The organism is Thermophagus xiamenensis, assembly GCF_900112795.1.
Taxonomy (GTDB): domain Bacteria; phylum Bacteroidota; class Bacteroidia; order Bacteroidales; family Marinilabiliaceae; genus Thermophagus; species Thermophagus xiamenensis.
Genome location: NZ_FONA01000006.1, coordinates 105,798 through 128,573 on the forward strand (window position 1 = coordinate 105,798; position 22,776 = coordinate 128,573).

Sequence of the window (22,776 nt, forward strand, 5' to 3'; positions counted from 1 at the left end):
TTATTTTGTATATAAACAACCAATCTTTCAGCCTATCATCAACCTAGCATTGGGATACCTGTAATTCTTGGAAACGGTTCTACGACTAAAAATTATTCCCATAGTTAAAGAACCTATACGCCCAACAAACATAGAAACAACTAAAATGAGCTTCCCCCAAATGTTTAAACTTCCAGTAATACCTAATGACAAGCCCACTGTCCCCATTGCAGATATTTGTTCGAACAATAGCTGTGTCAAAGAAAACTGGGGATTAGTTGCTAATAAAAGTACAGTAAAAACAAACATAAATAAAAGCGCAAGAGTAATAATGGCATAAGTTTTATTTACCAATGGCCACCAAATATTGCGCCTAAATATCTCAACATGTTCTTTTCCCCTTATATTAGCCCACGCCGCTTTAAGAGCAACAGCAAAAGTGGTGGTTTTTATACCTCCTCCTGTTGAACCAGGACTGGCCCCAATAAACATTAAAAACATAAATATTAAAAGTGTAGGGTGAGAAAGCATAGAAATATTCACGGTATTAAACCCAGCCGTACGAGTGGTGACTGATTGAAATAACGAAGCAACGACCTTCCCTGTCAATGAATAATCTTTTAGCACATTATCATATTCCAATACAAAGAATAATCCTGAACCGGAAAGCAATAAAATGCCAGTCACCGTCAAAACCAATCGAGTATTAACCTGCAAACGCAGCCAATGTGAACGTTTTTTCCTTTTTCGGCTATCTTTAGAAAAAATATCTTGCAAGACTATAAACCCAAGGCCCCCGGCAACAATAAGTACCATTATTACGATTTGGGCCAGGTATTGATGTTTTATGGCATTGTTGAATAAACCCTGAGAGAACAACGAAAAACCGGCATTATTAAAAGCAGAAATCGAATGAAACACTGAAAAAAAGATTCGATCTATCGTCCCGGTAAATTGATATTTATCGCCCCAAAGAAAAAACAACATCAAAGCCCCTATCATTTCAAAGGCAAGGCTATAATAAATTACTTTCCGCAATATAGATTTCAAATTTCCTGTTTGTTCAATATCAAGAAATTCCCGCATCAAATTTAACGATTGGAGAGTCCCTGACCTACGGTAAAAACTTCCTATAAAAGTAGCGATAGTTAGCATATTCAAGCCACCAAACTGAAAAAGCAACATTATGGTCAGCTGACCTTTAAATGTAAAAAAAGTGGCGGTATCCTTCACAATGAGTCCTGTCACACAACACGCACTCGTTGAAGTAAATAAGGCATCTGTCCATGATAAAGATTGTGTAGTCATTTCAGGCATTTTAAGAAGCACAGTACCCGTTACGATTAAAAACAGAAAAGAAAGAGCCAATATTGCTGCCGGACTCACATAATAGTCTTTTATATTGACGGACGCCCTTCCTGCTTCTCTGAGCACCACAATCCAAAAAAGACATTGCACGAACAAAAAATAGCCATTCTCACTAAATCCAAGTTTTTGCAGCAATGTAAACCAATAAGTTTGTCCAAAGGCAAAATAAAGAAGGGTTTCACTTAAAAGAAAAATCATTAAAATGGTTTCCCATAAATTTTCTTTTAGAAAATTCCGGGGATTAAAATCAAAAAATAAACGAATAAAAAATTTCAGTAAAAAAAAGTCAAGTACCCGTTGCAGATAATGGGTCAATAAAAATGTTGTTTCCGAATTAGGAGAAAAACCAAAAAAATATATTATAATACCAACCCCAGCCAAACCGAAAAGCAATGTTGTGAGGTTTAAATATTTAAAAAGTACACCGCGAACATTGAATAGAAGCACATTAATGCATTCGCGGCTGTTTCTCACCCACCCCATCTACTGATTAATTTCTATAAAACGTTCCACCTTTTTTCGTTTACCAAATATTATCAAAGTATCATTTTCTCTAATAATACTTTCTCCTTTCGGAATACCATAAATATGTCGTTCTTGAATCGTTCCTTCTTCACCAACAACCTCATTAACTCGCTTTATGGTAACCAAATTTAAATCGTATCGACGTCGAAGATCAATATCTGCCAGCGAACGACCAATTATATCCGGCGGCGCAGAAACTTCCATTACACAATACTCATCAGGTAAATCCAGATATGATAAAATAGAGGGATTAATTAATCTTTCAGCAACATTCATCCCTACTTCATCTTCGGGCGACAATATTTCTTTCACACCGAGTTTGGTAAGAATAATCCGTTGATTTTTCCCACGAGCCCTGGCCATAACACGTTTTACACCTATATCCATCAACACAGTAGTACAAAGTAACAATTGTTCAAAATCCTCACCAATAGCCACCACAACCGCATCAAAATCAAGAATCCCTTGAGATAATAGCGTTTTCTTATCAGTAGCATCCATGGCCACTGCCATATCTACTTTTTCTGCTACTTCTTCTATGATGGCTTCGTCCCTGTCGATGGCCAAAACCTCCGCACCTTTCTTGGAAAGAGTTTTTGCTATGGCCATGCCGAACTGTCCCAGTCCTATTACTGCTATCTTTTTTATCATTGTCCTTAAGATAGAAAATCAATGCAAAGTAAAGAAAAAACAAAAAAAGCCTTTAATTGACAAAAGTTTTTTACAACAATTCTTTGAATTAAACCCAAATTATGCATTAGAAATTAAATCTTTCTTAAAATATCAAGTTTTTAACCGATTGCATCGATTGTAAACAACCCTGAGGGTAAGACAGTTTCTAATGGAAAGCATAAGGAACTCATTGATAAACAATTAATAATATTGCACTAAAATTTTCTAATGCATAATACGGGTTAAATTCATTAGCCTTTAAGAAAAAATCAATATTTGGATAAATAAATTTAGGAAGCGACCTGGCAGCTTAAAAATTCAACACAAAACAGGACAAAAAATTACAAAATCATTATCTTTAGGCTTTTGAAAGTAAAAAATAATTAATCATTATCATGCGATTTAAAACTAAACCGCAAATCTGGAAAATTATTTCAGGCCTGACGGTAGTGGTCTTATCATTATTATTAAGTCATATTTTTGATGTCAATTATTTTTGGTTTGGCATTCTTATGGGTCTTGGGATTATTCTGTTTCTCACGGGTTACGTGGCAGCCAGATACGAATCCAACAAGATACGTTTTCGACAAAGAAACATTCAAAAAATGTGTAATACTGAGAGTTAATAGCTTATGAAAATAACATTTGAAAAAGCAACATTAAACGATCTTGTTGCCATCAAAGAAATCTACGACTACTACATTACCAAAACCACGGCAACGTTTCATACTCATCCCATTAGCTTTGAAGAATTAAGGGAAATGATCCCTTTTTACGACAAAAAATATCCGTCATTTATGGTAAAAGCCGATGAGTACACCGCCGGGTATTGTTACCTGGCACCCTTTAAAAAACGGCAAGCATATAATCGCTCGGCCGAAGCAACGGTTTATTTAAAACCGGACTTTTGTGGAAAGGGAATTGGATTTAAAACCGTAACCTTTTTGGAAGAAACAGCCAAAAAAATTGGTTTTAAAGTTTTGTTAGGGACAATTACCGGGACGAATGAAAACAGCATCCGTCTATTTGCCAAATGCGGGTTTGAAAAATGTGCCCATTTTAAGCAAGTAGGACAAAAGTTTGATGAAATTCTCGATGTAGTAGTTTACCAGAAAATCCTTGAATAACTCCATTTAATCGGTCATCAAATAGGTTTCGTATAGTTGGGAGACCGATTTTGGATCCCCAATTAAGGTTAATACATCATGTTCCTTAAGTTGGGTATCACCATGGGGTGCAAAGGTTTCGTTATCTCTTTCTATTAGTGCCACCAAAACGCCTGAAGGAAGAGGTATTTCTTTAAGTTTACTACCAATTAGTTCGGCTTGTTTGCTGCCAGGAATAAGCCGAAGAGTGAAATATCTTTCATTATGAAGCAGATATTCTTTAATTTTTCGATCGCTTTTATGATCTAAAATCTCTTCCACAAAATCTTCCCGCTCAATTATATCTATCAATCTCGACAACATGCGTAATTGCTGACGAGATTCTGAAAGCGGATTGACCAGAAAGAAAAATATTCGAATATAATCTTCAGAAGATATACCTCCCTTTTCAATGGGTTTTTTAATCCCCCTGTTGGATAAAACGATATGAAGGGATGGATGGTCAATACCCTCACTACGGGCGTACAATATAGATACTTCGGGGATAATAAGTGCTGGCTCAATAGCAGATGTAGTAAGAAATTCTTTTACCAACAGTTCCTTGCTTACATGCATTTCCGTAGCAAAAGTTTCTGAAATGTTTTCCACCAATGTCTCAAAGCCCAAATCTTTATTGATTCTACTTATTCGTGCCCGAATAATCGTTTCATCAAACGGATCACCCTCGCGTAAACCCTTCTCTTTCAATATACTCATAAATTCATGTTCCAATTCGGAATATTGATATTTCCCCAAAAGGGCAAACCAATGAAATATAGCACCCTCTCGAACTACTTTTTCCCGAGCATAATAATAATACCAAAAAACAGAAGCCATGGTTATAATCAGCGTAAACAGTATAGCCATCCATCCCATGTAAACTATAAGCATCAAAGAAATGAATATACCTGCAATTTGCATCCATGGATAAAAAGGGGATTTAAAGCCGGGGTCATACGATTCGATATTACTTTTACGAAAAACAATTACCGAAAAATTGATAAGCATAAAGATAAAGAGCTGAAAAGCACTGGCAATCTTGGCAATACCTTCTTCCGAGAGCGTTAATATTAACAACAAAACAAACCCGGTTGTCAAAAAAATGGCTAAATAAGGCGTTCCTGACTTTCCAACTTTAGCAAACTGGGGAGGAAATAACTTATCTCTTCCCATTGCAAACGGATATCTTGAAGAGGACAATAAGCCCGCATTACCTGTTGATGCGAAAGCCGCCATAGCAGCTCCTACCATAATATAAGCACCTGTTTGTCCCGGCAGCCATTTGAACAAACGCTTTGCTGCAGTAGCAGCAGGGGCCAATTCCTGCGCAAACGCTGACGGTTCTATTAATACAACCATCACAAAAACACCAAGGAAATAAACAATACTGGTAACAACCAGTGATAAAAGCATCCCTAAAGGAATATTTTTTTCAGGATTTTTAATCTCCTCAGCCACGCTGGCAACTTTGGTCAATCCAAGATAAGACACAAAAACAAAACCAGCAGTAACGATTAAACCTTCAACGCCATTAGTGAAAAAAGGAGTAAAATTATGCGAATCTTCTATCTCTTCAGTAAAGAATATCGTGTATAAGCCATCAAAAATAAAGAGCCCCATTACCACCAAAAGAAAAATGATAAAGAAAGTTTGAAGTCCGGAGGTTTTCTTAGCGCCTATCAGGTTAAAACCCATAAAAACCATTGTTGCAGCTACAGCAACACTCTTTACCGGAACATCCCAAAAAAGTGCAGCATAAGCTCCAATCCCTATTATGGCAAAAGCCGTTTTAAATACCAGAGAAAAATAAGTACCCAAACCACCTATGGTTCCCACCAGCGGCCCCAGACTGCGGTCTAAAAAATAATAGGCGCCTCCGGCCCGCGGAAGGGCAGTAGCTATCTCAGCAATACTAAACATTGCCGGCAAAATAAATAATCCGGAAACAAGGTAGGCTAAAAATACGGATGGACCTGTATATTGCGAAGCCAGGCCCGGTAAAAGAAAAAAACCGGAACTAAACATAGCACCGGTGCTGATAGCAAAAACATCAAATAACCCCAGCTCCTTTTTTAATTTCGATTTTTCCATTGGCTAATTTTAGCATTTCTTTTCCACAAAGTCAATATCACCCCGGGCTATGTTAATTACCGGAAGAAAAAATTCTAAAAACTCAACTCCTTTATCAAATCAGATATTTTATCTATCACTTCCCCGGATAATTTTTCCATCTGACGCCTTAAATCCAAATGTTCGACAACATATTGATGATTAGGCGTAACCGGAAAATCTTTATTATAATACTGCATTTCTCTCTCTTGAGTCTGAATTCGTTTCTGCATTCTTTCCAATTGACTCTCATATTCTTCAAGAATCATCTCTTCAACTTCATTTAATCCCTCCCGGGAAAGGCCTCTTTTCAATTCATCATTCCGTTCCCGGACAATTTTTAAATCTTGCAAAAACCAATCAATGTGGTTTTTCCACATTTTATATTCAAATTCAAGGTCCATTAAGGTAATTTCTCCTTCCTTCATTCGTATAAAATTTACTTATGTTATTAACCGAATGACACCCGGGATTTTAGTTTTCAGGTCCCGGCGATTAGTTCACAGACTTCAGTGATAAAGGTTAATTATTACTCTGACAACCTTGTTGTATATAGCTATCAAAAAGCCTAACGGTCTGTCAGTCTAATTCTTTTTGCCAACATCACTTTTTATGCCTTGTTAAGATAATATTTTTTTTTGAATTGCAAACATGCTCAAAACCACAAAATCATAACTTACTTATCGCCAATTATATTCCCGGGCAACATCGCAAAATATATTCAACTTACATCCAGCCATCAATCATCTTTTTATCAGATTTAATATTGCTTGAATAGGAAACCTAATAACACTTAATTTAGATTGGTGATACTGAACAAAAAAAGGGAACCAACTTTTGATTCCCTTAAGCTACTTGCTTTTGCGGTTTTCGTCAAGACGTTAAATATTAACCCCTCTGGTTTAAAAGTAATGGCACAAAAGCATTTAACAAATACTTTTAATTATACTGGCGAAACTTCCCTGACCAATTCCATTCCTCTCAAAACAGCCTTTTCATTTATCGGCAGCATATGATGGTGACGTTCGGGAAGTGATTTCTTCAAGCCTTTTAAAACATTCTCTAATTCAACCAACGGTTTTATTTTAAGATAGGCCCCCAAAACTATCATATTCATTATCTTGGAATTCTTCAAACGCGAGGCTTCTTCCGTTGCATCAATACGATATATATTGATATCATCCCGTTCCGGGTGGCGCGTAATCCCGTTAGAATCATATAACAGGACCCCTCCTGCTTTCACTTTAGGCTCAAATTTGTCGAGCGATTGCTGATTCAGCAAAATAGCGGTATCGAACACCTGAAGCATGGGTGAGCTGATTCGTTGGTCGCTAAGTACTACCGTTACATTGGCGGTACCGCCCCTCATTTCGGGGCCGTAAGAAGGCATCCAACTCACCTCCATATTTTGCATGACACCGGAATAAGCCAGAATTTTACCCATAGACAAAACCCCCTGGCCACCAAATCCGGCAATTATAATTTCTTCCTTCATAATCTAAGATTTTAATTATTCATCTTTCATATCCCCCAAAGGATAAAACGGAAACATATTTTCCTCCATCCATTTATTAGCTTCAACAGGGGTCAACTTCCACCCGGAATTGCAAGTAGAAACGATTTCCACCACCGAAGTTCCTTTATTTTCCTTCTGTTTTTCAAAGGCTTTTCGAATGGCTTTTTTAGTTTTACGTACGGCTGCAGCAGTATGTACCGATTGTCTGGTAACATAGGCAGTTCCCGGAAGTTGAGCCAGCAATTCGGTAATTTTCAACGGATTTCCATCGTGCGAAGGTTCCCGTCCGTATGGACATGTGGCAGTCTTCATTCCTTCAAGCGTAGTTGGTGCCATTTGTCCTCCGGTCATACCATATATACCGTTATTGATAAATATAATAACAATATTTTCCCCTCTGTTGCAAGCATGAATGGTTTCGGCTGTTCCTATAGCCGCCAAATCGCCGTCACCCTGATAAGTAAAGACATAACGGTCGGGACGCAATCGTTTCATGGCTGTTGCCAGGGCGGGGGCACGTCCATGGGCGGCTTCCTGCCAATCTATATCGATATAATTGTAAATTAACACAGCGCATCCAACGGGGGCTACACCCAATGTAACTTCCTGAATGCCCATTTCATCTATTACCTCGGCCAAAACTTTATGAACTACGCCGTGGCTGCACCCCGGACAATAGTGCATAACATTATCGGTCAAAACCTTTGTCTTGGCATAGACCAAATTTTCAGATCTTTTAATATCATTAATCACTTCAGCCATATTATTGTCCTCCTATCAGTTTTTGTTCCAGCGCATCGGCTACTTCTTCCGGGGTTGGTACCACTCCCCCCATACGCCCAAAATGTTCTACTTTAATTTTTCCTTCAACAGCCAGTCGCACATCTTCAACCATCTGGCCGGCACTCATCTCAACCGAAAGAATCCCTTTAAGGCCTTCGGCAAGTTCTCTGATTTGTTTAGTCGGAAAAGGGAAAAGTGTAATGGGACGAAGAAGCCCTACCTTATGCCCCTTTTTCCTTAACAGCTCTTTTGCAGCCAGAGATATCCGAGCACTGCTGCCATAAGCCACCAACAGATATTCGGCATCTTCGGTATCTATTGCCTCATACCGCACTTCTTTTTCCTGAAGTTCTTTATACTTTTTCTGTATTCTGATATTGGCCTGCTCATGTTTTTCCGAATCCAATTCTACAGAGGTAATGATATTGCGCTCTCTGCTATTTTTCTTTCCCGTAGTGGCCCAGGGATGCATTTTTTCTATCTCTTCGTTGGTCCACCGTTTTTTCTGTGGTTTTAGTTCCACTTTTTCCATCATCTGGCCAATCATCCCGTCAGCCAAAATCATGGCAGGATTTCGGTATTTAAAAGCCAGATCGAAGGCCAATTCAACAAAGTCGGCCATCTCTTGCACAGACGATGGTGCCAGTACTATCAATTTGTAATCGCCATGACCACCGCCTTTAACCGATTGAAAATAGTCTGATTGTGATGGCTGGATGGTCCCCAGTCCCGGTCCTCCTCTCACAACATTTACCACCAAACAGGGCAGCTCGGCACCCGCCAAATAACTAATTCCTTCCTGCATCAAACTGATACCGGGACTTGACGAAGAGGTCATCACGCGTTTTCCGCATCCGGCACCTCCGTATAACATATTTATAGCGGCCACTTCGCTCTCAGCTTGTAAAACCACCATTCCGGTTGTTTCCCATGGCTTTAAGGCCATAAGGGTTTCCATCACTTCCGACTGTGGCGTTATCGGGTAACCAAAATACCCGTCGGCTCCACATCGGATAGCTGCTTCGGCAATTGCTTCATTGCCTTTCATCAACCTTAGTTCACTCATTTTATTTATAATTTCGTATTTTCGATTTTTATCCACACAATTTATTGAATTGCTGACCCAAAAGGGGAACCATCCAATCCACAACCGTCAAAAATATCTCCGCCGAGGTTCTCGCTATTTGTCACTTTATGCGCTTTTAGGCCGGAAATAATTGTCATGTAGAGTTATACAACTTCAACCTTTTGGCGATAAACAGTTATACAGCTGTCAGGGCAAACCAATGCACAATTGGTACAACCGGTACACGCTTCCGGATTAGACATATACGCATAATTATAACCTTTCCCATTTACTTTGTCGGATAAGGCAATTACATCGGTAGGACAGGCCACCACACATAGAGAGCAGCCCTTACATTTTTCAGTATCCACCTCGATACTTCCTATCATTTTTGCCATAACAAATCGATTTGATTTTTTACTCTTTCGAATTTAATCAAAAATTACAATTTTTCCTCATGACACATATCATTATTTCCTATAAACAAAGCGAATAAATGGAATTACAATTTGTAACATTGAAAAAAATCAATTAGTTAAGATAATTATTTATATGCATTCTATATTTTGGATAATGCCTCGTTTTTCAACTCAAAAGATATGAAGTACAAAATCAGGATAGAAGAAAAAATCATTTCACAACTCTTTCAAAAACTATCTTTTAACAAATGTTATCAGCAAACATAAAAAGGTCTTTGACCCTTGTCAAATATGATGTTGAGCAAAAAGTTTTAAACGTTGGTCTAACTCTTTCATACGCTCCATACCGGTAAAAGAAACACATATTCTAAGGCCTTCTTTTCGGCTGCTACCCGTAGTATCTAAAGTAATAGCACTTATGCCAAATCTTAGAAGTTCAAAAAGCAAGGCTTCTCCCGTTAACCCCGGATAACTTACAGTAAAATAAAACCCATCGGCCAAAGGTTGATCTTCATCCAGCGAATAAACCAGACTAAAACCGTTCTCAAGAAACAGTTGTTTCATTATATTGGCACGATCCCCATATTCCCTGATATAAGATACAAAATCAAAGCGTCCGTCATTCATGGCTTTCAGCAGAGCTGCCAGGCCCCACTGTGCTGAATGGGCTGTTCCGGCGGTAGTAGCATAAAGTGCATCTTGTAATATGGCTATTCCAAACTTATCGGTATTAAAAAAACGAGTAAGGCCATTATATTTTCGATAAAATAACTTATCTGATATTAATAAACTTCCAATTCGTTGGCCGGCATAACTAAATATCTTAGAACCGGAAAACAACAACACATAATTATCGGTATAATGAGCAACAGTAGGCTGGTAGGGTGGAACGCCGGGGAATCCGTAATTTTTTCGAAAATCCATTCCGAAATATGCCAAATCTTCCATCACAATCACATCGTATTTTTCGGCCATTTCACCTATTATCTGCAACTCTTTTTCGGTTAAACATATCCATGCCGGATTATTAGGGTTAGAATAAAGTATGGTACCAATATTTCCCTGCTCAAGATAGGATTGTAGTTTTTCTCTTAGCTTTTCACCACGGAAGCCATAAATATCAAAACTTTGGTGTTTCATCCCCTGAATCGCTAATTGTCGTTTATGTACCGGGAAACCGGGATCAATAAACAATGTAGTATCCTGGTTCGGCTTACATCGGTTAGCTACCATAAAAGTAACAAACGACGACTGCATGGACCCCACGGTAGGAATACAATTGTCGGGACTGACTTCAATATTCATAAACAATTTGGCAAAACGCGACAGCTCTTGTTTTAAAGTTTTTATTCCTTCGATGGGTGGATAAAGCGATGTTACACCCTTATCCAATGCCTCCTTTTCGGAACCAACACCAATGTCCGGTGTTGGTAAACCGGGTACCCCCATCTCAGTCCTTATAAACCGAACATCATACATTTCTTCCAAACGGTTTACCAACTGAACTATCTGACGGATAGTTGCTAAAGCAAGGCTGTTTATCCCTAACTCTTCAAACAAATGCCTTATTACCTCTTTGGATATTGGAAAAGGATTCCTGGTAGACATTATTTTTAATTTTTTATTGGATTGGAAAAAATTCAGTTCATTATTTAATGCCCAATGCCTGTTTCCCCCTTTTCTCTATTTCATTTTTCGTTTGTCAACCACCCTTTTTGCTTTTCCCTCGCTCCTTGCTATTGACTTGGGCTCAACCAATTTAATATTTATAGAAAGTCCTATTGCACTTTCTATCTGATTTTTAATCTTTTTGCCCACACTTTGTAATTCACCGATCTTATCATTATAAAACCGGTCTTCCACTTCCACGTGCAACTCCAAAGTATCCGGATTATCCACCCTGTCAACCACAAGCAAATAATTAGGAGTGGTTTCGTCCATTTCCAATAAAACGCTTTCTATTTGCGACGGGAAAAGATTTACCCCTCGGATAATCAGCAAATCATCGCTGCGGCCGGCACATTTCTCCATGCGAACCAATGTTCTTCCACAGCGACAGGTATCATAATGAAGCCGTGTGAGGTCTCTGGTTCTATAACGTACAACAGGCAAAACGTCTATAGTAAAACAGACAGTTGTTTAATAACCATACATTTTATACTTTTTTCAAAATTTACGGAAATTTACAAATTATTAACAATTCTATCAATTTTTAAAACAAATTTTTCAATAAACTTTTAGCCTTTTTCCGAACATCCGTTTTTAGAATAAAACTCACAATTGCACTCATATAAATTTCCTCTAAATATTTGGACGAGGGCAACTTAAAACCAGTTTTATATAGTGGTTAGTCAAATGTTATTTAGTGCAGGTTACTCCAGGAACAAATGACTAACCACCAGCAACTTTTTCTGTCTGTGCACCACAGCCTCCGTTCTTTTCATACATATTCTAATTGTGGCAAGCCATTTTTATTCATTTTATATTTTCAACTTGCGTTTTTTGTTGGTAAACCTGAACTCTTTGCACTATTTTTGCTACGGAGAGAAAAAAATACGTCTTTCAGGCTAAACAGATTTAACTTTATACCCTTTACTCATTCCCTGATAAGGTCATTAGGAATCAAAAGTGTTCTTAATGCAGGTAGATTTGTATTGCCTGACAATAGGAGTAATAACACGCCGTTATTTCATTTTAAATGCTGTTGGCAACATTGAACAAAAATTACAATAAAATATTACTGGTCATACTCGGGATAATTATAGGACTCCCATTAATAGGGGGTATCGTTTTTATGCTCCCGGGTGTACAGACGAGAATTGTTGCAAGTATTACCCAGCGTTTAAGTTATGATTGGAACACGGAAATATCTATCGAAAGAGTTCAGGCATTACCCTTTTCCGGAATACGGCTGGATAATTTTCTGATTCGGGACCAAAACAATGACACATTGCTTTTTTCGCCAGGTGTTCATGCCGAAATTGATTATTTTTCTTTTTTCAGAAAACACTTCTTTATCGGTAGGGTAACATTGAATCATCCTAAAATCAACATTTTTGAAAACAATAAAAAATTAAATTTCCTTTTTCTCATCGACTCAATTGGCACCAATAGGCCCGACACTTCCCTTTGGAACTACTCGGTCAGAGGAATACGTATTAATGACGGCCAAATATCTTTCTCCCATTCTATTTTAAAAACACCCAACCTTTATGCCGACACCCTTTTTTTTAATAAGGTTAACATCGATTTGGAACGGACCTCAGGGGTTTCAGATTCCCTCAATTTCCGACTTAATAACCTCTCACTGCACGAGAAATCAGGTCTGGACATTCAAAGCGGGGGTGCCCAGGGCAAAATCCGGCCAGACGTAATTTCCATCAATGACCTGTTTATTAAAACACCATTATCCGAAATTGATATCACTCGATTTGAAATTCCTGTAAATCCTGAAAAAAACATTGCCGAAAGCAATAACCGTTTTTTGGCTGAAATCAATAAAATATATCTCTCACCGGCTGAATTAGGCCTCTATTTTCGGGATTTCCCTCAAATTGAAACGGCTATCGGGTTTTCGGGAAGAATTTTTGGTTCCGGACAAAATCTTAAAGGTCGGAACATCTCTCTGTTTCTTGGTCGTGAAACAAAAATCGACCTATCTTTCGACATTAGCGACCTTTCCAACTACCAGGAAACATTTCTTTTCATGGACATACAGAACCTTGAATCCTCACTGGTGGATATTTTCCGAATTGCCGGCCTTTCCGACAAGCTTAAAGGTCGAAAACTGCCGGCTCTTGGTACGATACAATACTCCGGAAACCTCACCGGTTTTATCAATGATCTGGTAGCTTATGGAAATTTCAATACCGCATTAGGAGATATCAGCACAGATATTGGACTGAAATTTCAGAACGATGGTTCGATATCATTCAACGGTGCGCTTAAAACCAATGACTTTAAAATTGGTGAAATAATTGGAAACCATGATCAATTCGGAAATCTTTCCATGAATGTGGATGTTAACGGTGCCTGGAAAAATAAAACCGACTACGCCGCCCATGTCAATGGGAAAATTCAAAAATTGGAATGGAACCGGTACTGGTATCAGAACATAGACATTAACGGCATATTAACACACCAACGCTTTGACGGGGCCGTTGTAGTAACAGACCCAAACGGCAATCTGAACTTCAATGGTGAAATAGATCTTTCATCCACCATCCCCAAGTTTCATTTCACCGCATGGCTCGATAACATAATGCCCGACCGTTTAAATATCCTTCCTAACATGAAGGACGGTATCATTACACTTACCTTAGACGCCAACTTTGAAGGCCATAACGTTGACGACCTTGCAGGGAAAGTGACCATTTCTGAAGGTTTGATTTATACACCACATACATCTCTTGAAATCGACTCTTTGACACTTAGCGCCTATAAAGAGGATAGCGTAAAACGACTATCTCTTCAATCCGATTTTATCGAAGGTGAATTAACCGGTGAATATCATTTTTCAAATATCAGGCAATCTTTTTCCAAATTGATTTCCGAGTTTCTTCCTTCCCTCTTCACTGATATCCGCAAACAAACGGATTCAGTTAACAAATTCAAATTTAATGTAACTTTCAACGGTTTCGACAAAGCCATCAAGCTCTTTTATCCTAATCTCTCGTTTGCTCGTACAGGACATATCAGTGGTGAGGTAGACTTTGGCAAAGATATTTTCGATGTCCATGCTTCATTCGGTGCCCTTACATTTAAGAACATTATCGCCGATGACATTGAGTTCTATGCCATTTCTGGGAAAGACAAAGAGTTGCAGATAGTAACACGCGCCAAACAAATTAACTGGAATGACAAACTAAACCTTTACAACTTTTCCATTCACCAAATGGCCGAGGGAGATACCCTGAACATGAATATCTTTTGGAACAACTGGGATACGGTAACCAACAGTGGTGCCATTTATACCACCACCGCTTTTGGAAGAGAAAGAAACAGCGACCTTTATTTTACAACTCATTTGAAGCCCTCTACCATCATTCTGAAAGATTCTCTGTGGAATTTCCAGGAAGCCAAAATGATTTATACCCCCAATTCCATCAGTGTTCATAACCTGGAAATTAAACACAATGATCAACGCCTGGCTCTAAACGGGTTTCTTCACCGAAAGGCAATAGATGGTCTTCGCCTCGAAATGAACAATATTGACATTTTCCAGCTCTTTCAATCAAAAAAAGAAGAGGGTGGCCATTATTTTGGCGGAACAATTAACGGTAACATAGATGTTAAGAACTATTTCCGGGATCCGCTCTGGAGAGCAAATTTTTCCATCGACAATTTCAGTTTCGACGGCGATACTACCGGCTTCTTTACCCTTACTTCTCAGTGGGACCAGGACTTGAAGGCGGTAATTGTAAATACTTCGCTCATTGATGGAAGATCAAAGCCTCTTGCTGGGGAAGGACGTATTTACCCCCAAAATAACAATATTGAAATGGATCTTCATGTGGATAGCCTTAACATTTCATTTCTGGAAACCTTTATTGGAAAGATTCTTCAAAACTTTTCGGGCACAGCCACCGGAAATCTTAGTTTAACCGGTCTGGTCACCAAACCTATGTTAACCGGACAGGTCAAGGTCAATGAAGGACAATTCGATGTTGATCTTCTGCAAACATCCTATACCATAAGCGACTCGGTATGGTTTTATCCCAATGAAATACGTTTCAGAAATATGGCCGTGCGTGATAAATTTGGAAATACAGGATATTTCAGGGGGTCTATTTATCATTCAACCTTTTCCAATCTGGTTTACAATCTCCAACTCGACATTAATAATCAATTGGTTTTAGATACCAAGGCAAAAGATAACCCTTATTATTATGGAACCGTTTTTGCCAATGGTAAAATGTTAGTCACCGGCACCTCAGGAAATGTAGATATTTCAATTAGCGGCACCACCCTCAACAACACCCGCTTTTTCATTCCTATGGCCGATACCGAAGAAGCTGAGCAAAGCAATTTTATCCGCTTTATTTCTGCAAAAGACAATCTTTCACAACAAAATAAACGGGAGCAAAACGACACCAAATACGTAGCCGATTTATCCGGGTTTGAACTTAACATGGAAATTGAAGTAACCCCTGCAGCAAAAATTGAAATCATTTTCGACTCGGCAGCGGGTGACCTGCTTAGCACCACCGGCAACGGAAACATACAAATCCTCATCGACAGACAAGGTAACCTTAACTTTTTTGGTGAATATGTGATCGAAGAGGGTGAATATCTCTTCTCGCTTCAGAACCTGGTCAATAAAAAATTCATCATCAATCAAGGGGGTACAGTAACCTGGCAAGGTGATCCTTACGAAGCTCGTATTGATCTAACAGCGGTATATAAACTTAAAGCTCCCTTATCCGATCTGGTAGGACCGATGGCTGAAACCGGGTCCGATGAAAACCAGGATCTTTATCGACGTATTCCTATACATTGCAACCTTATGCTTTCAGGCCCGCTGCAAAGACCGGGAATAAAATTTGGTATTGAAGCTCCTACCTTAAGCGAAAGCCGAGAAAACTATATTCTCGACTTTATATCATCCGAAGATGAAATGAACCGGCAAGTACTCTCACTCCTGGTGCTTAATCGCTTTTATACCCCTGATTATCTTAGGATGGAAAGCTCATATAGTTCCCAAACCAATAATGCAGCATTGGTTACAACCACCGAAATGTTGTCTAACCAACTTAGCAGATGGCTGTCTAATATTAGCAGGGATGTTGATGTGGGAGTTAGTTACCGACCAGAGGACAACCTTACAAGTGAAGAAATTGAAGTAGCACTCTCTACTCAGATGTTTAACAACCGGGTAACCATTAACGGAAATGTGGGATATGGGAAATATCAAACCAACACCAGTAAAATGGTGGGTGACTTCGACATGGATGTAAAACTAAATCCGATGGGAACGATCCGTGCTAAAGCCTATACCCGTTCAAATGATGATATTATCTATGAAACTTCTCCTACAACTCAAGGTATTGGGATATCTTTTAAAGAAGAGTTCGATAAGTTTACTGACCTGCTGCATAAATACTGGAAAGCCATAACCGGACGAAAAGAAGACGAAGAAAAAAGCCGGGAGACAGAGAGCAAATGATATATAATGTTGTTAGAAAAAAATATTGTGTTTCGGGATTAAGGTTTGGTTTTGATTTTCAATTTTCCGGTTTCCAATTTTCAGTCTCTGTCTTCCGGCTTCCGGTCTCTGACCCCTGTATTCCGGCATCCGGCTTCAATCATCTGACCTTTGAGCAGCCTGCTGGTCAAGGAGCCACAGACTCTTCCGGGGATCCACTCTCGCTGCGGGATAGTCTAAATAATTTCCTTTTTGATGAAGGATCTCATCAACTTTAGGTGCTTTGTTTTTTCCCGTCACTAAAAAAATTATTTGGCGTGAATTATTGATCACTTTACCGGTAAGGGTAATCCTTTTCTGCCCGGTTTTGGGATGAGTTCCAATCTCACACCAGTTTGGGGAATCCCAAAGCGATATCTCATGAGGAAAGATGGAAGCGGTATGTCCGTCATCCCCCATCCCGAGCACCATTACGTCAAACTGAGGAAAACCATTCTTTTGCGGTAATGTTTCCTCCAGTACACGACGATAATCCTTAAGTGCTTCCTCCGGTGTCAATTCACCTTTTATCCTGAATATTTGCTCCTCTGAAACCGGAACATGATTAAAAAGATGTTCCCGGGTCATCCGATAGTTACTTTCGGCATGATCCGGCGGTACGCACCTTTCATCGCCCCAAAAAAATCTTAAGCGATCCCAACGAATAGAATCTTTATATTCCTGAGACAATACGTCAAAAATATTTTCAGGAGTACTCCCACCCGATAATGCGATATAAACCACTTCTTGTTTCCCGGTCAGTTCGGCTAAAAAATCGCCAAAATAACGTGAAAGCTGATCTTTGGTATAAAAAATTTTAGTTTCCATAATTTTGGTTTTGGTACTTTCTGATAATCCTCCCAACATGCCCACAACTGTTGCAAGACACACTGATGTTTTCTTTTTCCTTAAAGTTCGCAATAATTACCGTCCGACAAATTTTTGCAAGGATATCGCCAGGTCATATCACCTTCAATCAACTCATCCGCTTCTTCCGGACCCCACGTTCCTGCCGGATAACCGTGTACTTTAATACAAGGTTCCTCTTTCCACGCCTGCAGAATGGGATCGATAAAATTCCATGCTGCCTCTACAGCATCACCGCGCGAATAAAGCGTAGGATCGCCCAGCATACAGTCGAGCAACAAACGTTCGTAGGCCGAAGGCAAATAAGTATCGGAAAGATCTGAATAATGAAAATCCATATTTACATCCTGAACCCGGAAGCCTGCGCCCGGAACTTTCATACCAAATTTCAACAAAAGGCCTTCATCCGGCTGGATGCGGATAACCAACTGGTTCTGTTGCCGTATAATGGCCGGGTCATCGGCAAACAAGTGGTGAGGTGTCGGTTGAAAATGGATCACTATTTCGGTTACCCGGGTAGGCAACATTTTTCCCGTGCGGATATAGAATGGGACGCCCGCCCATCGCCAGTTATCGATGTAAAATTTCATAGCCACAAAGGTTTCCACCCGCGATTTGGGGTCAACACCTTTCTCCTGGCGGTAGCCTTTAACGTGCTGCCCCTTCACCTCCGATTCTATATATTGGCCACGAATAACATAACGAGGCACCTCTTCTTTTGGAATAGGCCGCAGCGACTGTAAAACCTTAACAATTTCATTTCTGATACTTTCGGCATTAATCAGTGCCGGGGGTTCCATTGCCACAAGGCTGGTAAGCAATAACAGATGATTTTGCACCATATCACGCAAGGCGCCCGACTCCTCGTAATATCCACCACGATTGCCTACTCCAATATCTTCGGTAGAGGTCACTTCTACATGATGGATATAATTCCGGTTCCACAAAGGCTCATATATGCCGTTGGAAAAACGTGTTACCAAAAGATTTTGAACCGTTTCTTTTCCCAGGTAATGGTCGATCCGATATATTTGTTCCTCTTTGAAATAGTTCAAAAGTTCTCGGTTTAGTTGCCTGGCACTGGCCAAATCATGTCCAAAAGGTTTCTCAACGATGAGACGCCTAAACCCTTTATCATCACGACTCAGGCCCTGCTCCGACAAAAAACGCGGTATCAGAGGGTACATGCTCGGCGGTGTCGCCAAATAAAAGATAAAGTTTCCTCCGCTACCAATTTCCTTATCCAATGCCAGGAGGTAATCCTTAAAGCCCTTATATTCTGCGCCCTCCTTGGTATTGAAAGAATAGTAGTAGAGTCTCTTTAAAAACCCGTTGGGCACGTCGCCTTTTTTCGATGAGAACTCCTGAATACCGGTGCTCATTTTTTCACGAAACTGCTCGTTGGTAAGAGGTGTACGCCCCAAACCCAACACCGCAAATTTTTCCGGTAATAAATCTTGTTTATGCAAATCAGCCAGGGCGGGAACCAACTTGCGATGCGTTAAATCACCCGACGCTCCGAAAATCACCAATATATGGTTGTCCGGTTTTTTCATGATAACATTCTTTATATTTTATTCTTAATTTTTTCTAACGTTTTTTCCAATACGGGAAGAGAAGGAAAGCCTTTCACCACTAACGTTGTCGGCTAAAAAAATGAGGTGAATCGCCCCATTGATCAAATCCCGGTTTATGACCAATCATTTCAAGACGTACAGACAAGCAATTGGAACAATCGTCTGCCCCCTCGTCGATACAGGGTTTATTTTGATACAACAAATAATCCTTTCTGTGGTTCGACGGGGTAATGTTGGGCATAATGACATTGGCACCGGCCTGAATGGCTTTTTCCCTTCCTACGGGGTCAATGGCCTGCATGGCGGTGGTCGCCGCAATGTTAATATCCGGCATCATTAACCTCAACAAAGCTACCATATTGAGCGAGGTCAGAAACCGTTCCTCCGGACTCCATAACTCTCCCCTTCTTTGGTAAAGCGGGGTCTCTTCGTGCTCAATATAGGGTCCCATCCCCACCATATCAATATCAAAGTCCTTCATAAAAAGCAAATCCTTTGCCAAATGGTTCAGGGTTTGCCCGGGTAAACCAATCATCACGCCTGTACCGGTCTGGTAGCCAACCTTCTGAATCGTTTTAAGACAATCCAATCTCTTGTGAAACCGATGTTTGTCATTATCGGGATGCAGCTGTCGATAAAGCGATTCATCCGATGTCTCAATGCGCAACAAATAACGATGTGCACCACTTTTAAACCAGCGACGATAGGTTTCTTCCGTTTGTTCTCCCAATGAAAGAGTGATACCCACCTTACCATCGGTTTCCTTCTTTATGGTTTGCAAAAGAGTATCAATACGTTCCACAAAGTGCGGGTCATCACGCTCTCCCGATTGCAACACCATCGACCCGTACCGGTTCCGGCAGGCAAACCTTGCCGCTTCAACAATGGCATCATCGGACAGGTCATATCGCTCAACGTTCCCATTACTCTTTCGAATACCACAGTAATAGCAATCTTTGGTACATATATTCGAAAACTCAACCAATCCACGATAATAGACCTCTTTGCCCCGATATTTTTGAAGATACTCACCTCCCAGCAGGAGCAACTCCTTTTGAGCCTCGCCCCGTAACGACAACAACTGCGAGAGTATTTCCTCACTCCAACTTCCCGTCTCTGCTATTTCGCGGATATCTTTCCTCATTAGCATAAAATTTACTTAATAGTGGTTAGTGGTTAGTCATTAGTCGTTAGTGATTAGTGGTTAGTCGTTAGTAACTAATAATCAACACTAATGACTATTGACTAATGACTGATGACTAATCACTAACCACTAATTACTGACGACTAATTCACTAACAAACTAAAGTTTCATCCCATTTCAATTGAATTTTCGAAAATAATAAGAATTATTTTACCATCCTTCGATATGCATAGCCTTTTAAACCATGGATAAAAATCATTTTTTTCTATAATCAATAGAGGCAGCCTATTTTTCCTGACAAAACTCAAAGCATAATTCTTATAATAAAAGTAATTTTGAATACACATAAAATTAACGTCAGATATGATTAATGAAAGCCTGCTGAAGCCGAAAAGTATTGTTGTGGTAGGAGCCTCTGAAGACATTACAAAGCCCGGAGGAAAACTTTTAAAAAACATTCTGGAAGGAGGATACCAGGGAAATCTCTACGTTATTAATCCGCGTCACGACACTGTGCAAGGTATTGCATCCTATAAATCGGTGGCCGATTTACCACAAATCCCCGACCTGGCCATATTGGCCATCCCTGCGCAACTATGCGTTTCGGTAACAGAAGAATTGACGCAAAAGGGCACTCGCGCTTTTATTGTTATATCAGCAGGCTTCAGCGAAGACGGCCCCGAAGGTAAAAAGCTGGAAGAGGCATTAACTAAAGCCATCAATAAAGTTGATGGCACACTGATAGGCCCCAACTGCATCGGGGTTTTAACGCCCACCTACAGCGGCATCTTCACGTCACCTGTTCCGCGTCTTGACCCTAAGGGTTGCGACTTTGTTTCAGGGTCGGGTTCTACTGCCGTCTTTATTCTGGAATCGGCCCTGCCCAAAGGACTCACTTTTGCATCGCTCATCAGTGTAGGAAACAGCGCACAACTGGGCATAGAAGAGGTATTGGAACACTGGGACCATACCTATGTACCGGGCAGAAGTTCCGACATTAAGCTAATTTACGTAGAACACATCCAAAATCCCGACAAATTGCTCAAACACGCTTCTTCACTGGTTCGAAAAGGATGCCGTATCGCCGCCATTAAGTCGGGTATAACCGAGGCAGGAAAGCGTGCCACCGCATCGCATACCGGTGCTATGGCCAGTGCCGACTCGGCGGTAGAGGCCCTCTTCCGCAAGGCTGGCATCGTCCGGTGCTTCGGACGTGAAGAGCTCACCACCGTTGCTTCGGTCTTTAATTATCCCAGGCTGGAAGGCAAAAACCTGGCCATTATCACCCATGCCGGGGGTGCAGGCGTCATGCTCACCGATGCCTTGTCGCAGGGCGGACTGGCCATACCGCCCATCGAAGGGAAGGACCGCGACCATCTGCTGAGTCTTCTGAACCCCGGAGCTTCCGCCTCCAACCCTATCGATATTTTGGCCACCGGAACGGCTGAACAGCTGGGACAGGTCATCGAATATTGCGACCAGAAAATGGATAATATTCACGGTATGATTGTCATCTTCGGCAGTACGGGCCTCTCGCGCGTCTTCGATGCCTATCAGACCATTCATGAAAAAATGAAACAATGCCGTAAACCGGTCTTCCCCATTCTTCCTTCTATTAGCAGTGCACGTGAAGAAGTAGAATTTTTCCTCTCTCACGGACATATCAATTTCCCTGATGAAGTGATGCTGGGCAGAGCTTTGACAACCATCCATCAGACACCCCTGCCGGCTGATGAGGAAATTTTCAAGGAAGGTATTGACCTGGAAGAAATACGTACCATCATAAAGGCAGCCCCGGAAGGATTTCTGGACCCCGGCACCATCAACGACCTTTTGCAAGCTGCCGGTATTCCTGTGGTACAGGAAGGTGTTGCCACTTCCCGGAAAGAATTACTCGCGCTGGCCCGACAGTTTGAATATCCTGTGGCACTAAAGGTTGTAGGGCCCGTACACAAGTCGGATGTTGGCGGTGTTATACTTAACATTAAATCGGACGAGCACCTCATTGCCGAATATAAACGGATGCGCAAAATAAAAGGAGTAAAATCGGTGTTGATACAAAAGATGCAGACAGGCACCGAGCTTTTCATCGGCGCCAAATACGAACCCACCTTTGGTCATGTCATTTTGTGCGGATTGGGTGGCATTTTTGTGGAAGCACTGGGCGACCATTCCAGCGGACTGGCACCCCTCACCTTCAACGAAGCCCGCTCCATGGTGCGCAGTCTGAAGAGCTATCCCATCATACGTGGCATCCGAGGCCAAGAAGGCATCAACGAAGATCAGTTTGTGGAAATCATTGTACGCCTCTCCACACTGCTGCGCTTCGCCACTGAAATAAAAGAGATGGACCTCAATCCGTTAATTGGCAACAGCAATGAAATCAGAGTAGTGGATGCCAGAATGAGAATTGAGAAATAAAG

At 40.5% G+C, this 22,776-nt stretch carries 17 protein-coding genes; 4 read left to right on the forward strand and 13 right to left on the reverse strand.

Translation table 11 applies throughout. The annotated features are described in order from the left end of the window. Positions 1-27: 27 nt before the first annotated feature. On the reverse strand, positions 28-1,830 hold the full coding sequence (locus BM130_RS04930; RefSeq protein WP_010528507.1) for a TrkH family potassium uptake protein: 1,803 nt from the start codon (positions 1,828-1,830) through the stop codon (positions 28-30). Further along, on the reverse strand, positions 1,831-2,523 hold the full coding sequence (locus BM130_RS04935; RefSeq protein ID WP_029626708.1) for a potassium channel family protein: 693 nt from the start codon (positions 2,521-2,523) through the stop codon (positions 1,831-1,833). It abuts the gene before it with no gap. Between the two features lie 416 nt (positions 2,524-2,939). Here BM130_RS04935 and BM130_RS04940 point away from each other — a divergent pair, with 416 nt between their 5' ends. Further along, positions 2,940-3,170 carry a hypothetical protein gene (locus tag BM130_RS04940; RefSeq protein ID WP_010528510.1) on the forward strand — a complete coding sequence of 77 codons (231 nt, stop codon included), beginning with the start codon at positions 2,940-2,942 and terminating at the stop codon, positions 3,168-3,170. 6 nt (positions 3,171-3,176) lie between these two features. Continuing rightward, positions 3,177-3,671, forward strand: a complete 495-nt coding sequence (locus BM130_RS04945) for a GNAT family N-acetyltransferase (protein WP_010528511.1) — start codon at positions 3,177-3,179, stop codon at positions 3,669-3,671. 6 nt (positions 3,672-3,677) lie between these two features. On the opposite strand, the gene BM130_RS04950 is transcribed toward BM130_RS04945, so the two are convergent. From BM130_RS04950 to BM130_RS04985, 8 genes are all read right to left on the reverse strand, one after another. Beyond that, positions 3,678-5,780, reverse strand: a complete 2,103-nt coding sequence (locus BM130_RS04950; RefSeq protein WP_010528512.1) for an amino acid permease — start codon at positions 5,778-5,780, stop codon at positions 3,678-3,680. Positions 5,781-5,854: 74 nt separating this feature from the next. After that, positions 5,855-6,226: a hypothetical protein gene (locus tag BM130_RS04955; RefSeq protein ID WP_010528513.1), complete on the reverse strand. Its 372-nt coding sequence runs from the start codon at positions 6,224-6,226 to the stop codon at positions 5,855-5,857. Positions 6,227-6,741: 515 nt separating this feature from the next. Then, the gene (locus tag BM130_RS04960) at positions 6,742-7,293 is read right to left on the reverse strand and encodes a 2-oxoacid:ferredoxin oxidoreductase subunit gamma family protein (RefSeq protein WP_010528514.1); all 552 of its coding nucleotides are present in this window, start codon (positions 7,291-7,293) and stop codon (positions 6,742-6,744) included. 15 nt (positions 7,294-7,308) lie between these two features. Beyond that, positions 7,309-8,076 (reverse strand): thiamine pyrophosphate-dependent enzyme, encoded by a 768-nt coding sequence (locus BM130_RS04965; protein WP_010528515.1) that lies wholly within the window; start codon positions 8,074-8,076, stop codon positions 7,309-7,311. A gap of 1 nt (position 8,077) precedes the next feature. Further along, a complete protein-coding gene (locus BM130_RS04970; RefSeq protein WP_044138822.1) occupies positions 8,078-9,163 on the reverse strand; it encodes a 3-methyl-2-oxobutanoate dehydrogenase subunit VorB in 1,086 nt (361 codons plus the stop codon). A gap of 164 nt (positions 9,164-9,327) precedes the next feature. Then, the gene (locus tag BM130_RS04975) at positions 9,328-9,561 is read right to left on the reverse strand and encodes a 4Fe-4S dicluster domain-containing protein (RefSeq protein WP_010528517.1); all 234 of its coding nucleotides are present in this window, start codon (positions 9,559-9,561) and stop codon (positions 9,328-9,330) included. 306 nt (positions 9,562-9,867) lie between these two features. Then, on the reverse strand, positions 9,868-11,190 hold the full coding sequence (locus BM130_RS04980) for an aminotransferase class I/II-fold pyridoxal phosphate-dependent enzyme (protein WP_010528518.1): 1,323 nt from the start codon (positions 11,188-11,190) through the stop codon (positions 9,868-9,870). 75 nt (positions 11,191-11,265) lie between these two features. Next, positions 11,266-11,694 carry a phenylacetate--CoA ligase family protein gene (locus BM130_RS04985; RefSeq protein WP_237706166.1) on the reverse strand — a complete coding sequence of 143 codons (429 nt, stop codon included), beginning with the start codon at positions 11,692-11,694 and terminating at the stop codon, positions 11,266-11,268. Between the two features lie 586 nt (positions 11,695-12,280). Here BM130_RS04985 and BM130_RS04990 point away from each other — a divergent pair. After that, entirely contained in the window at positions 12,281-16,747 is a 4,467-nt protein-coding gene (locus BM130_RS04990) for a translocation/assembly module TamB domain-containing protein (RefSeq protein ID WP_010528520.1), read from the forward strand. Positions 16,748-16,882: 135 nt separating this feature from the next. Here BM130_RS04990 and pgl read toward each other — a convergent pair whose 3' ends face one another. The 3 genes from pgl to hydE all read right to left on the reverse strand — a co-directional run bounded on the left by pgl (position 16,883) and on the right by hydE (position 20,353). Beyond that, positions 16,883-17,593, reverse strand: coding sequence for a 6-phosphogluconolactonase (pgl, locus tag BM130_RS04995; RefSeq protein ID WP_029626709.1), 711 nt, complete (start codon positions 17,591-17,593; stop codon positions 16,883-16,885). A gap of 80 nt (positions 17,594-17,673) precedes the next feature. Continuing rightward, positions 17,674-19,188 carry a glucose-6-phosphate dehydrogenase gene (gene zwf / locus BM130_RS05000; RefSeq protein WP_010528522.1) on the reverse strand — a complete coding sequence of 505 codons (1,515 nt, stop codon included), beginning with the start codon at positions 19,186-19,188 and terminating at the stop codon, positions 17,674-17,676. Positions 19,189-19,267: 79 nt separating this feature from the next. Next, the gene (gene hydE / locus BM130_RS05005) at positions 19,268-20,353 is read right to left on the reverse strand and encodes a [FeFe] hydrogenase H-cluster radical SAM maturase HydE (protein ID WP_010528523.1); all 1,086 of its coding nucleotides are present in this window, start codon (positions 20,351-20,353) and stop codon (positions 19,268-19,270) included. Positions 20,354-20,716: 363 nt separating this feature from the next. Here hydE and BM130_RS05010 point away from each other — a divergent pair, with 363 nt between their 5' ends. Beyond that, positions 20,717-22,774, forward strand: coding sequence for an acetate--CoA ligase family protein (locus BM130_RS05010; protein WP_010528524.1), 2,058 nt, complete (start codon positions 20,717-20,719; stop codon positions 22,772-22,774). The last annotated feature ends 2 nt before the right edge of the window (positions 22,775-22,776 follow it).

Coding starts and splice junctions, on each gene's coding strand:
- BM130_RS04960 (WP_010528514.1), bottom strand. CDS start 7,293: ATGAAGGAAGAAATTATAATTGCCGGATTTGGTGGCCAGGGGGTTTTG.
- BM130_RS04965 (WP_010528515.1), bottom strand. CDS start 8,076: ATGGCTGAAGTGATTAATGATATTAAAAGATCTGAAAATTTGGTCTAT.
- hydE (WP_010528523.1), bottom strand. CDS start 20,353: ATGAGGAAAGATATCCGCGAAATAGCAGAGACGGGAAGTTGGAGTGAG.
- BM130_RS04990 (WP_010528520.1), top strand. CDS start 12,281: ATGCTGTTGGCAACATTGAACAAAAATTACAATAAAATATTACTGGTC.
- BM130_RS04955 (WP_010528513.1), bottom strand. CDS start 6,226: ATGAAGGAAGGAGAAATTACCTTAATGGACCTTGAATTTGAATATAAA.
- BM130_RS04945 (WP_010528511.1), top strand. CDS start 3,177: ATGAAAATAACATTTGAAAAAGCAACATTAAACGATCTTGTTGCCATC.
- BM130_RS04930 (WP_010528507.1), bottom strand. CDS start 1,830: ATGGGGTGGGTGAGAAACAGCCGCGAATGCATTAATGTGCTTCTATTC.
- BM130_RS04940 (WP_010528510.1), top strand. CDS start 2,940: ATGCGATTTAAAACTAAACCGCAAATCTGGAAAATTATTTCAGGCCTG.
- BM130_RS04950 (WP_010528512.1), bottom strand. CDS start 5,780: ATGGAAAAATCGAAATTAAAAAAGGAGCTGGGGTTATTTGATGTTTTT.
- zwf (WP_010528522.1), bottom strand. CDS start 19,188: ATGAAAAAACCGGACAACCATATATTGGTGATTTTCGGAGCGTCGGGT.
- pgl (WP_029626709.1), bottom strand. CDS start 17,593: ATGGAAACTAAAATTTTTTATACCAAAGATCAGCTTTCACGTTATTTT.
- BM130_RS04970 (WP_044138822.1), bottom strand. CDS start 9,163: ATGAGTGAACTAAGGTTGATGAAAGGCAATGAAGCAATTGCCGAAGCA.
- BM130_RS04980 (WP_010528518.1), bottom strand. CDS start 11,190: ATGTCTACCAGGAATCCTTTTCCAATATCCAAAGAGGTAATAAGGCAT.
- BM130_RS04975 (WP_010528517.1), bottom strand. CDS start 9,561: ATGGCAAAAATGATAGGAAGTATCGAGGTGGATACTGAAAAATGTAAG.
- BM130_RS04935 (WP_029626708.1), bottom strand. CDS start 2,523: ATGATAAAAAAGATAGCAGTAATAGGACTGGGACAGTTCGGCATGGCC.
- BM130_RS05010 (WP_010528524.1), top strand. CDS start 20,717: ATGATTAATGAAAGCCTGCTGAAGCCGAAAAGTATTGTTGTGGTAGGA.